Here is a 12,580-nt window from a genome sequence, read left to right on the forward strand (position 1 = left end):
TGACGCGCACCGAATATTGACCAGACGGGGGTGCGTTGTTGCACCGATATTGCTCTAGACAATAAATCCTTACCCAAAAAAATTTTAGGAGGCGGTTTGCAAATTACAAGTGAAACACCCATCAAGTCGAAAACCGAATTCATTAGCCCCTCGGTCTGGCGCAACGGGAGGTGAAATACCAAACGTAACATCAACCCGGTTTCTATCGCCAGATCAGAATAGAAAGCCTGTCCACCTGGTGTGAGCCGGGGCGTCGCCCTCCAGTCAGCCATCGCTTCTTCCGTCACCCATAAAGTCAGATTACCACGCCGCCTCAGTCCAGCGTCATACTCCGCCCAGTTTTTCACCTGGTATTCCATTTTCGGGATATGGTGCCGACCTTTGGCGTTATGTTTATTGGGCATCAACAGCTTCGATTTATCAAAATCGGCACTTCACTCGATTGGCTGCGCATCCGTGCAACAACGTCTATCAAGCATGTCGTATCGCCATTTTTTTAAAGCGGTTAGCATGACTGATGTCACAACTTAAAAGTTAGTGCGACAAAACCTTAATTTAAACAAGGGTGTTTGAACTCATAGCCTTTAAGGGAGTAGCGAAAAGGGACTAAGTCACCGTGTCTAGAAAAATACCATTCGGAGCCTTTTCTCAAGAATACGTAGGAGTCTGTATATCGTTGCGGAGTAGTAATATCGTCCCATTCTATCTGTACCTGTAATTGGTCGGGAGCGATCAATTTCCAGCAATAGAAAGTTGAGTACACATACCGATCTGTTCCATTGCTTGCTTCCGGAAGTAAACGTAGTTGCTCGCGTGAATCGGGTAGTACATGCTTCAGAGAATCTTTGGAAGAATTTGCTGTAACTGTCCTTAATTCCATTGCAAATAGAGCAATCGAAGTACTCGCACTTTTAATCTCTGCTACAATTTTTTTCTCATTGTCCTTAACAAGAAATCCTTGTTTTATGAATTTGAAAGGCTCTTCTGCAAAGAATCCATTACGCTGTGTTTCGGATTGTGCCTCTGCATTATTCATCGCTGTCATTGATACGCTCAAAAAAAATATAGACGCAGCATACATACTAAAAAACTTTTTCATAAAATATTAACTCCAGTAGAAAATTGCTCCGCAAATAAACTCTTTCGAGAGCCGAAAAAATGGCTGTAATTTTATTTACACCATTGGATAACAATCGTGAATCCCAGCAGCTGCCCGTCGCTTGTCCATTCGCATAACCTTTATTAAAACAGAGCGACAGCAATAGCAATGACTGTTCTCATCATTGGACTAACTCGGAATTGTTTGGAAGCAATGACACTTCAAACTGTATTATTGTTTTTTTTGAAATATGATACTCACTGTACGGTACCAAAAAATAATATTTTTAGTATTGGTTCCGCATGAATTTGGGCGGCTGCAACAAGTTGTGTTCGTCGACGATGCTCACCTCAGTTAAAAAAATCGCCCGAGGTGAATGATGGGCACCCGGCGCAGACATATACCAACAAAGTATGCATAAAATGCAAAGCGGTTCACATTCAGGGGTCTAATAGATTTTTTTCAGAGTGGAAGGTGAGCATCATCAAATCTTCCGCTCAGGCTTGTCCAACAGCGCGTTAGTGCACAGACGCACCATCTCTATTTGTATAGCGTTTTGATTCTCAGACACTTCAAGATTGCCGGGAACCACATGCCAGATATCACGAACATACTCACAGGGCTTAGCACAACGGAAGCGCAGCGTCGTCTGCTCAGTGACGGGGTGAATGAATTGCCAACCGCGAGGCCGCGCTCACTGCTGGGGATAGCCTGGGCTATCGTGCGTGAACCGATGTTTATCTTGCTCATCGCCTGTGGCAGCATTTATCTGCTGTTGGGCAGCAGGCAGGATGCCGCTATCTTGTTGGGCTCAGTGGTAATCATTATGAGCATGAGTTTTGTACAAGAACGCAAGAGTGAACGTGCGTTGGAAGCATTGCGTGACTTGTCCAGCCCACACGCACTGGTGTTGCGCGATGGCGAGCAAAAGCGGATACCTGGTCGAGAAGTCGTACGCGGCGATATCATTTTTTTGACCGAAGGTGATCGCGTACCGGCTGATTTATTTTTGCTCGACAGCTTGGGCATGACGATTGATGAGTCCTTGTTAAGCGGCGAATCCATCCCGGTGCGCAAGGTGCCCGGCAGCGAAGCGATGCCCAGATTTGCGGCACCTGGCGGCGATGATCACCCGTACCTGTATTCGGGGACGCTAGTGGTGCAGGGTAAGGGGAAAGCGCGGGTTGAGGCGACCGGTGCTAAAACTGTTCTTGGTGGTATTGGCAAAGCATTATTCACGCTGGAAGCGGAACCCAGTCATTTGCAAAATGAGACAGCGCATGCGGTCAGAGTTATTTCTGTTTCCAGCATTGTTCTGGTTTTAGTACTGACGATATGGTACGGCGTTACGCGTGGCGATTGGCTGAACGGTATTCTGGCAGGTTTGACGATGGCGATGTCACTGTTGCCAGCAGAGTTGCCGTTGATTTTGACTATCTTTCTGGGTCTTGGTGCGTGGCGGATCGCCAGAAAGCAAGTGCTGACACGCCGCATTGCTGCGATTGAAATGCTGGGCGCTGCAACCGTATTGTGCGTTGATAAAACGGGTACCTTGACACAAAATCGCATGGCTTTGGCGCAGATCGTCGTAGAAGACCAGACCTATGTTTTTGGTGATTCAAGCTTGAAAACACCGGCGGATTTTTTAGAAATTTTTCATGAAACGCTGGAATTTTCTATGCTATCGAGTCAACGCGACCCCTTTGATCCGATGGAAAAAGCGATTCAGGAAGCAGGTCGTACCGCACTCGCTGGTACGGAGCATATTCATGATCTTTGGACATTGGTGGAAGAATATCCGCTGTCGCCGCAATTGCTGGCGATGTCGCGGGTCTGGCATTCTCCTGATCGCGTCGATTATGTGATTGCTGCTAAGGGGGCGCCGGAAGCGATTATTGATTTGTGCCATTTATCAGACGATGAGACGCGGCGAATTAACGCACAGGTCGATCAGGTCGCAGATCAGGGATTGCGCGTCCTGGCGGTCGCTAAAGCGAGTTTTCAGCAACATGCGCTGCCAGATATTCAGCATGATTTTGAGTTCAAGTTTCTTGGTTTGATCGCGCTGGCTGATCCGCTTCGACCCAGCGTCAGTGCGGCAATCTCACAATGTCATACGGCGGGTATTCGTGTCGTGATGATGACCGGTGATTATCCGGCCACTGCGACGAGTATTGCCCGCCAATGCGGTATCGCCAATGGCAGTGCCGTCATGACAGGAGCGGATCTCGATACGCTTGACGATGTGGAACTGCAAAAGCGCTTGGCGCAGGTCAATGTGTTTTGCCGCTTACAACCGCAACAAAAACTGCGATTGGTCACAGCACTTAAAGCCAACGGTGAAGTCGTTGCAATGACCGGTGACGGCGTCAACGATGCACCCGCACTCAAGGCGGCACATATTGGCATCGCGATGGGCGGGCGCGGCACCGACGTCGCGCGCGAGTCGGCAGCACTGGTGCTGTTGGATGACGATTTTAATGCCATTGTCGCTGCCGTCGCGCTCGGCAGGCGTATTGTCGATAATATCCGCAAGGCAGTTGTGTTCGTGGTTGCTGCCCATATCCCGATTGCTGGCATGTCGATGCTGCCAGTCATGATGGGATGGCCATTGATCTTGCTCCCTGTGCATATCGTTTTTTTTGAACTGATGATCGATCCGACTTGTTCTATCGTTTTTGAAGCGGAACCGGAAGAAGCTGATGTCATGAACAGACCTCCTCGACGCACCGATCAAAAAATATTTAATGCTGAATTGTTGATACTGGGGTTAAAACAAGGTGTGATTTTGTTATTGGTATTGCTGGCGGTTTATCTGTCGGCGCAATGGGCTGGATTGACTGTTGCTCAAGCACGTGCGCTGACTTTTAGTGGCATGATTGTCGGCGATATCTGGCTGATTTTGATCAATCGTTCGTGGTCATTGTCGTTACTGCAATCGGTGCGATTGCATAACCCGGCGTTGTGGAGTGTGGTTGGGTTCGCGTTGTTGATGTTGGGGCTGGCATTGTATGTGCCATACATGAGCGCATTGTTTCGCTTCGATGCACCACCGCTGGGGTATTTGTGTGTGACGATTGCGGCAGTCAGCGGGCTACTTGTGTTTTGTCATCAATTCATCCGTGCCAAGGCGGTTCAAGATTCAGCCTGAGGCGGAGTAAAAATTACTCATGTCGTAGTGCAACGATAGGATCCATGCGAGCGGCATTGCGTGCTGGAAAATAGCCGAAAAGTATTCCAATGCCCGCTGAGAATACCAATGAAAGCAGATTGATGGTGGGATCAAATGCGTAAGGCACCTTCATCAGCCCTGCCAGAAAATACGAAGCGATAGTGGCGATCACGACACCTACTAAGCCGCCGAGCGCCGATAGCACCATGGCTTCAATCAGAAACTGCAAAAGCACTTCCTTTTCCAGTGCGCCGACGGCAAGCCGCAGGCCGATTTCACGCGTGCGTTCGGTGACGCTGACCAACATGATGTTCATAATTCCTATGCCACCCACCAACAGACTCACTGCAGCCACGGCACCCAGCAGGCTGGTCAGCACACCCATGGTGCTGGAGAGTGTTTCGGCGAGCTGTTGCGTATCGAAAATATTAAAGTTGTCATCATCGTGCTCAGCCAATTTCCGGCGCTCGCGCATGAGCTGACGCAGGCTTGCTTTGAGTGGCGCGCTATCGGCGTTTTCTTGCATGGAGACCATCAACATATCGACCCGGTGTGACCCTGTTACACGGCGCTGTAGCGTATTTAATGGCACCACCACGGTATCATCCTGATCACCCATGCCGCTCTGTCCCTTGCTACCTAAAATGCCGATGACGTTGCAGGAAAATTGTTTGACACGCAATAATTCTCCTAAGCCTGTTTTGCCCGGCGTGCCACCAAAAATTTCGCGACGTACTGTTTCACCGATGATGCACACGGCGGACCCTGCGCGTTGTTCATCCGGATCGAATTCGCGTCCGCTGGCCAGCGTCCAGTTGCCGGTTTTGAACCATTCATTGGTGCTGCCAGATACACTGGTAATCCAGTTGCGGCCGTTCGCAATGACGGTGACGCTGGCACGGCCTAAAGGCGCTACTTGTGCTACGCCACCGATCTGCGCGGCAATCGCGTCAGCATCGGCATCCGTAAAGTGAGGAATGCCAGCACTGCCTGCTCCCGAACCACCGCCACCGGGCCCGCGTTGACCGGGGCTGACAATCAACAGATTCGCCCCCAGACTGGATATTTGGGTATTGATCGCTTGCGTCGCGCCATTACCCAGCGTCACCATCGTAATGACGGCGGATACGCCAATGACGATACCTAAAATAGTCAGAAACGAGCGCAGCAAGTTGCGCTGCACCGACCGTAGTGCGAGGATGAATACGGAAAACAGCATCAGGTGCTTTCGTTGGGATTCAGGGATGGTGGTGCCGCTGTCGCTGGATGCGGATTAATTTCATCCCTGGCGATGCGCCCATCAACGAACATCACCATGCGGCGCGCATAGGCTGCCATGTCAGGTTCGTGCGTTACCATGAGTACCGTAATACCGTGATCACGGTTGAGTGCCATCAGCAATCCCATGATTTCATGGCTGCGCTGAGTATCGAGATTGCCGGTGGGTTCATCTGCTAGTACCACATCCGGTTGGGTGACAATAGCGCGAGCGATGGCGACGCGTTGTTGTTGGCCACCAGATAATTCGGATGGGGTATGGCTTTCCCAACCGCCGAGCCCAACGGACTGAAGCGCCACCGTTGCAGCAGCCCGGCGCACGCTGGCGCTATCACCACGGTACAGTAACGGTAGTTCAACGTTTTCCTGCGCAGAGGTGCGGGCAAGCAGATTAAATCCCTGAAAGACAAAACCAAGATACTGGCGGCGCAGGCGCGCGCGCTGGTCGCGTGACAGCGCTTCAACATGGGCACCTTTGAATAGATACTGCCCGCTACTCGGTGTATCGAGGCATCCCAGAATATTCATTACAGTCGATTTGCCAGAGCCACTGGGGCCACTGATGGCGACAAATTCTCCTGCTTGAATATCGAGGTCGATTCCCTTTAATGCCATCAATTCGGCCGCACCACTGCCGTAGCGCTTGGTCACGCCACGCAAACTGATAAGGGGAGTGGCGCTGTTCATTTAGCTTTGGTACTAGTTTGATCGGTAATGACCAGCATGCCCGCCTGCAAATCACCGCCTGTGATTTCTGTCATATGACCGTCGCTGATGCCCGGTGTGACCGCTACAGCAACTGCTACTTTGTCACGCAGCACCCATAATTGCTTGGCGAGTGCCGTGCTGGCACCAGCCGCGGCTGACTTGCGATTGGTGTTGCCTGGAATGTGTGGAATCAGACTCGACGCCATGCCAGGTTTGGTTGCGCTTGACGCGGTGCCTGGCATGAAGCGCAATGCCGTGTTTGGAACCAGCAACACGTTATTGCGCTGCGCGGCGATAATCGAAGCTGTTGCCGTCATTCCCGGGCGCAGACTCATATCGGTGTTGTCGACATCAAGATATGTGAGGTAAGTGACAACAGCATCGGTAATGGTAGAGCCAAAGCCAACGCGGGTGATTTTGGCCGGGAATTTACGGCTCAGATAAGCGCTGACGGTGAACGTCGCATTCTGCCCGACCTTGACGGCGCCGACGTCGGCTTCATCAACATATACCCACAGACGTAGTTTGCTCAGATCGTCAGCTAACGTGAACAGCGTGACGGCTTGTAACGAGGCTGCTACCGCGTTGCCGGGATCGACGGTGCGGGTCAGTATGATGCCGTCAGCAGGGGCTTTGATGGAGGCCTTGGACAGTGTGATCTGATCAGTTGACAGAGCGGCTTTCGCATCATTCACACCGGCCTGCGCACTGAGATCGTCGGCTTTGGCGCGATCCAGCGTTGCACGGCCGGTATCGAGTTCGGCTTTGGAGGGCACTTTACCTGCCGAGAGGGTGGCGACCTCATTGAGCCGATTCATACTTGCTGTGGCTTCTCTGACCGTGGCCGAAGTCTGTTCAACTTTGGATTTCGCCGCATCCAGCGTGGCAGTGGAGCGCAAAATCTGGTCATTCAGTTTCGCCGGATCGAGCACCAGCAGCACTTCGCCCTTTTTAACGATATCGTTGACATCAACATTGACCTTGAGCACAGTGCCAGAAAGTTCACTACCAATGTTAATTGAACGAATAGGTTGTAGCGTACCGTTGGCAGTCACGGTCAAGGTGATGTTGCCACGCGTCGCTGCTTGGGTGTTGTAGACCGGTAGCGCGTTTTGCGCATTACGTGCCATCCACCACCAAATCATGCCTGCAATGACGATCACCAGCAATGTGCCAGACCAGACCAAGGGACGAAGATACCAGTGCTTTAAACCCGGCTCGTTAAGCAGCGTGTTGATATCTATCGTCGCTGACGCTTTAGGCGATGGCGTTGATGCTGTTGGGGTAGCAGGTGCATCAGGTGCTTCAGGTGCAACTGGAACAGTCTTTCCCAATGCCTTTTCGGGTGCGGTTTTATTCGTCGATGGCGCCGCTAACAGCAGAGCATCATCCGGCGCCAGGTTTATAACTGGAAAGGAAGGTTTCATGGCGTTGCGATCAAAGTAGACTGATTTATTGTTGGTATTTCAGGTGCCATGTTTTTTACAATATTCTTCTCACTGTTAGCTTGCCATCCACCACCGAGTGCCTTGTAAAGTCGAATCTGATCGCTGCTGACAAGCGCATTGGCGCTGGCAAACGCATCCTGAGTAAGGAGTTGGGTCAACTCGGTTTGCAATACCACCTGAAAATCAACCAGCCCACTGCTGTAGCGCTGGTTTGCCAGATGTGATGCACTGGCGGCGGATTCGCTGGCAATGCCCAGACTGCGCAGGCGCTGCTGGTCGTTGTTTAACGCAAGCAAGGCGTTTTCTACATCGGACAGGGCAGTCAGCACGGCGGTTTCATACGCTAGTTGTGCCTGATCGGATACGGCTTGTTGGAGCGCTACCTGAGCGCGTCTTGCTCCACCATCAAAGATTGGTAGGCTTACCCCGGCAATCAATGAACTGATCACCGACGATCCATTTGTAAGCATGCCAGTACTCAAGGCACTCAGACCAATTGAGCCACCCAGAGAAAAGCCAGGCAGGCGTGCTGCTTCTGCCTGATTGATACGTTCCCTGGCTGCTAAAACATTGTATTCAGCCGCTTTTATATCGGCGCGTTGGCGCAAAACTTCCGCAGGTATATTGATCGGCAGCTCGCTGTCCGCCTGTGGTACCGCTTGTACTGTCGATAATATTGTTTCCAGGATTGCTGGTGGCTGCCCGGTTAACAGTGCCAAGGCATGTTGGTTCTGTGAAATGGCAATTTGTAATAACGGCAGCGTAGCTCTGGTCTGCTCAACAGCGGCACGTGCCTGTTCCACTTCAAGCGCCGTCACCAATCCAGCTTGCTGGCGCCATTGTGTAATGCGCAGTGTCTCTTCCTGATTCGTCAGATTTTCTTGTGCAATGGCAAAGCGGGTCTGGGCGTCGCGCAGGCTGATGTAGGTCAATCCCACTTCGGCTGCAATCATTACCTGCGTGTCACCAAGACTGGCATTACTCGATAGCGCAGCATTTTCAGCGGCATTTCGGCCACTGCGTGCAGCGCCAAAAATATCTGGCACCCAATTCCCTGTGGCATCTACTTGAAATAAATTGCTACTACCAATGCCATTTGATCTGTTGCGTTGCGCTGAAGCAGATCCATTCAGCGTTGGCTGTAGTGCCGCTGCTGCAATGTCACGCTGTGCCCAGGCCTGACGCAGCGCCGTCTGGGCGGTCTTTATCGTCAGATTGTTGTTAAGAGATTGGCTCACCAGCATGTCAAGTAGCGGATCATGAAACTTTAGCCACCACTGTATTAACGTATCGTTACCCGTCACCGTTGGCGCTGACCAAGTTCTTGGTATTGCAAATGAAAGTCCGGATTCAGGAGCAGAAATGGTGGAGGAAGCGCATCCGTAAAGTGTCGATAAAGAGATAAAAAACGCTGAAAAGCCAAACCGTTCCGACCACAAACGTGAGTTAAAATAGTTTTTGATTTTGATATCCGACATCTGTTGTGCCTCAGTTTTTTTTCTGGTTTACAGATTCCGCAAATGACCTCGCGGCGTCTGTTCGGCAACGAACTTAGACAAGGGTTTGTCTTGATAGGGCACCTCTTAATTGGCTGACTTTTTTACAAAACGCAGAAAGGAAATACGATGCATAAACCGACCTTTATGTGGCGTTTCACCTTAAGCATCGCTGCTGTCTTCTTGATACTTTCTAGTACGGGATGTTCAGGCTTGTATATCGATCAGGCCAACTCATCTCAATTGAATGACATGTCTTACACGACACTCGGCCAAGGAGCTCCCACCGTAGTATTTCAGTCGGGTCTCGGCGACAATCGCCATGTCTGGCAACAAGTTCTGCCTGTGATAGCACGTGACCATCGGGTATTTGCCTACGACCGGCCCGGTTATGGCGCAAGTAAGTCGACGGATCGTGCGCGCGACCCCTGCGCTATTGCAGAGGAAGAACGTCAGTTACTTCATGATGCTGGATTTCAACCTCCTTATCTGTTGGTCGGCCATTCATTGGGTGGCCTTTATCAATTTGCGTTTGCGAAGTTGTATCCGGACGAAGTCGCTGGCATCGTTTTGGTTGATGCGACTTTGCCCATGCACTTGCAGCTCATGCAAAGCGAGGCTCCAAATTCATTTGCTGTGATGCGTGTGATCCGCAATACTTTGTTCAGCGCCGTCGAGAAAAGAGAATTAGACGAGAGTAACCTGTGTATGGATCGTCTGCATCTGGAGCAGGCACTGACTGTTCCCGCACGGGTTCTGGTCAGAACCGAGTTCAAGTTGGAGGAGTCGGGGGATTTTTCAACAATGACTTTGCGCCACCAGAACGATTGGCTTTCGCTGGTTGGCGTTGACCATATACAGGCAATAGGACATAGCGGGCACTATATACAGAAGGATCAGCCGCAGGCGGTTATCGACGCAATTAAGGCGTTCACTTTAAAGCATTAACATGAATAAATTTTTTTAAAAAACTTACCACTAATCCAGAAGATGAATCGCGGCTGCGTTCTCCATTGCTTAAGTCTTTATTTGGAATCGCTTTAATTTTCGGCGGATTTTACGAGTTACGTACCGGCGCGATCAAACTTGGTAAAGTGAGCAATAATCCGGTGATTCTTTTTTTGATCATCAGGTAATGTTTATGGTGATGCTAGTGTCTATCCGGGGGCCTTACTCTTGCGTTGCTTTACAATGTAAGCAAACTCTATCTTTAGTGTGAAAATGAAAGTATAAATTTGAAGCAAGACGCTTCAAATTCTTTACTACGCTTGCCAGAAAAGCATTACATTATCGCACTTACTCTTTCAGTTATCTAGGGCAACATTCCCCCCTCCGTTTTTCTAAAATTATAAAAATGAACAATAGTCTTAACGCCGTAAGTAGGCTCAATGGTCTCGATACGTTGCGCGCATTAGCCATTTCTTTGGTGCTGATGTCGCATTATGGTGTGGTGGTCAGCCACAAACCTACGTTTGGATTCCTGACTGATATTGGCTGGATGGGGGTGGACTTGTTCTTTGTGCTGAGCGGCTATCTGATTGGCAATCAGGTGATTTCTGCTTTTGCGCGGGGCGAAGGTTTATCGCTGAAGACGTTTTTTGCACGACGTTTATTGCGCACGCTGCCCAACTATTATGTGGTGCTGGCGCTGTATTTCGTGTTTTCGGCTGAGTTAGCAGGATCTGCAACTGCCCCGATATGGCGATTTTTAAGTTTCACGCAAAATATAGGTCTGCATTTTGGTGAGACATTTTCTCATTCGTGGTCGCTGTGTGTTGAAGAACAATTCTATGTGATTCTGCCGCTGGTGGCGGTGATGATTGCCGGGTATAAAAAATCGCTCAAACTTGCGTGGGGAATTCTGATTGTTGCGATTCTTGCCGGCATGAGCTTCAGAGGCTATTCCTGGTTAGAGTATGGACGGCAATCCATGAATGACGTGGACTATGCGGTACGCATTTATTATTCCAGCTTCGCTCGCTTCGACGAATTACTACCAGGTGTCGCCATTGCCTTGCTCAAGAATTATCATACTGCGTTATATGAAAAAATCACCCGCCAGGGGAACCTGTTACTGGCGCTTGGAGCGACTGCTTTCGTTATCATGGCATATCTGATGTTGAATAATTTCCAAACGGATGTCGATGGTTTTAATTTTTATCTGATGACGTTTGGCTTTAGCATGCTGTCCTGGAGTTTTGCCTTATTGACGTTGGCAGCACTCAGCACTACATCGCTGTTGCATAGGATTCGTGTACCAGGTGCAGAGCGTCTGGCCTTGTGGTCGTACGCGATTTACCTTGCACATAAGCCGATTTTTAAGCTGTTGGTCGCACCACTCAAAGCCTGGAATATCGATTTCAATGCACCGCTTGGTATCAGCATTGTGATGGGCGTCGCTATTGTCGGTGGTTGGTTGCTATATCGACTGGTCGAAACGCCGTTTATGAATTTGCGGGCGAAGTTTTTTCCCGCTACCTCTTCACGCATGGCTGATGCAATGCACAACCATGCGATCATGAATTCTGCTTCTATTTCTGGTCTTACATCGACATCGTCACCGCAAAATTAAATATGCGATAGTGTGGAGTGTTTAACTCAGTGTCAGTTTAATGTTCAAACCATGACAATGCCTGTTGCAGAGATGCGCGGGCATTTTTTTCGATAATCGCATTATGTGCCACCACGATACGCTCTATCGGCCATGCCAGAATTTTGTTGGCGCAGTCACGTGCGGCTGGCTTATCTTTGGTCATCCAGCGTATCGTTTTAGGAACCGCCAGTTGCTTGCGCACACCAGTCAGTAACGCGTACATTGCTGCAGAAAAACTCAAATCACCTTGCCACCATTGGCACAAGTCCGTCAGTATCAATGTACCTGAGGCACGATGAAACCATACTGTTTCGTTACCCACCGGGATGCCGGCAAAGAAAATTTGTTCCAGATCAGTTTGCCATTCAGGTTCAATATGGGGGCTTAATTCCTGCATGCCTTTGAGGTCAGGACGTTTTTTGGATAAGCCAGGTGCGCCGTACAAACGGGCGGCTGGATATGCATGGAGATAATCGCCAACAAACAAATGATGGTATTTATTCGGTGCAACGATAAATTCTACTTTGCCTAATGCATCAAGCTCTGCCTTTAATGCCGACGACAACGCGACTGGTGAATGCAGCCACAGGTTGCCATTCGATAATCGTATGACAGTCATCCGGGACGAGACTGGCAAACCATTTGAGGTAAAAGCATGTTGTGCATGCCAAATATTGGGAGCGATCAGCTGTAGCATGTTGTGATCCTTTTTGAGTGAAAACACCAGCCCAGCTTGCATAGTCGCAAAAGTCATTGCTGCAAAATATTTTCGCCGGGAATTTTTTA

The 12,580-nt window shown here is 49.9% G+C and carries 9 protein-coding genes and 1 pseudogene; 3 read left to right on the forward strand and 7 right to left on the reverse strand.

Annotated features, from left to right (window positions below; genetic code table 11):
* Positions 1-101: 101 nt before the first annotated feature.
* Together ACO0KY_RS11695 and ACO0KY_RS11700 are read right to left on the reverse strand one after the other, a co-directional pair.
* Positions 102-404: pseudogene (locus ACO0KY_RS11695) on the reverse strand (transposase); the annotation flags it as partial.
* A gap of 146 nt (positions 405-550) precedes the next feature.
* Positions 551-1,099: a hypothetical protein gene (locus ACO0KY_RS11700; protein WP_423046231.1), complete on the reverse strand. Its 549-nt coding sequence runs from the start codon at positions 1,097-1,099 to the stop codon at positions 551-553.
* Between the two features lie 592 nt (positions 1,100-1,691).
* Between ACO0KY_RS11700 and ACO0KY_RS11705 the strand changes: the two genes are divergently transcribed.
* Complete coding sequence (locus ACO0KY_RS11705; RefSeq protein WP_423046233.1) at positions 1,692-4,250, forward strand: cation-translocating P-type ATPase; 2,559 nt, start codon at positions 1,692-1,694, stop codon at positions 4,248-4,250.
* Between the two features lie 13 nt (positions 4,251-4,263).
* Here ACO0KY_RS11705 and ACO0KY_RS11710 read toward each other — a convergent pair whose 3' ends face one another.
* From ACO0KY_RS11710 to ACO0KY_RS11725, 4 genes are read right to left on the reverse strand one after another with little or no spacing between them, the layout of a single operon-like run.
* Positions 4,264-5,490 carry an ABC transporter permease gene (locus ACO0KY_RS11710; RefSeq protein WP_186913006.1) on the reverse strand — a complete coding sequence of 409 codons (1,227 nt, stop codon included), beginning with the start codon at positions 5,488-5,490 and terminating at the stop codon, positions 4,264-4,266.
* The gene (locus ACO0KY_RS11715; RefSeq protein WP_423028656.1) at positions 5,490-6,236 is read right to left on the reverse strand and encodes an ABC transporter ATP-binding protein; all 747 of its coding nucleotides are present in this window, start codon (positions 6,234-6,236) and stop codon (positions 5,490-5,492) included. The genes ACO0KY_RS11710 and ACO0KY_RS11715 overlap by 1 nt, the downstream gene beginning before the upstream one ends.
* Complete coding sequence (locus ACO0KY_RS11720) at positions 6,233-7,684, reverse strand: efflux RND transporter periplasmic adaptor subunit (RefSeq protein ID WP_423046236.1); 1,452 nt, start codon at positions 7,682-7,684, stop codon at positions 6,233-6,235. Before ACO0KY_RS11720 ends, ACO0KY_RS11715 begins: the two co-directional genes overlap by 4 nt.
* Entirely contained in the window at positions 7,681-9,183 is a 1,503-nt protein-coding gene (locus tag ACO0KY_RS11725; protein ID WP_423046238.1) for an efflux transporter outer membrane subunit, read from the reverse strand. Before ACO0KY_RS11725 ends, ACO0KY_RS11720 begins: the two co-directional genes overlap by 4 nt.
* Before the next feature lie 147 nt (positions 9,184-9,330).
* Between ACO0KY_RS11725 and ACO0KY_RS11730 the strand changes: the two genes are divergently transcribed.
* Together ACO0KY_RS11730 and ACO0KY_RS11735 are read left to right on the forward strand one after the other, a co-directional pair.
* A complete protein-coding gene (locus ACO0KY_RS11730) occupies positions 9,331-10,149 on the forward strand; it encodes an alpha/beta fold hydrolase (protein WP_423046240.1) in 819 nt (272 codons plus the stop codon).
* Between the two features lie 406 nt (positions 10,150-10,555).
* The gene (locus tag ACO0KY_RS11735; protein ID WP_423046242.1) at positions 10,556-11,773 is read left to right on the forward strand and encodes an acyltransferase family protein; all 1,218 of its coding nucleotides are present in this window, start codon (positions 10,556-10,558) and stop codon (positions 11,771-11,773) included.
* 37 nt (positions 11,774-11,810) lie between these two features.
* On the opposite strand, the gene ACO0KY_RS11740 is transcribed toward ACO0KY_RS11735, so the two are convergent.
* Complete coding sequence (locus ACO0KY_RS11740; RefSeq protein WP_423046244.1) at positions 11,811-12,491, reverse strand: DUF4336 domain-containing protein; 681 nt, start codon at positions 12,489-12,491, stop codon at positions 11,811-11,813.
* Positions 12,492-12,580 lie beyond the last annotated feature (89 nt).

The organism is Undibacterium sp. Dicai25W (assembly GCF_049340505.1).
GTDB lineage: Bacteria > Pseudomonadota > Gammaproteobacteria > Burkholderiales > Burkholderiaceae_D > Undibacterium > Undibacterium jejuense.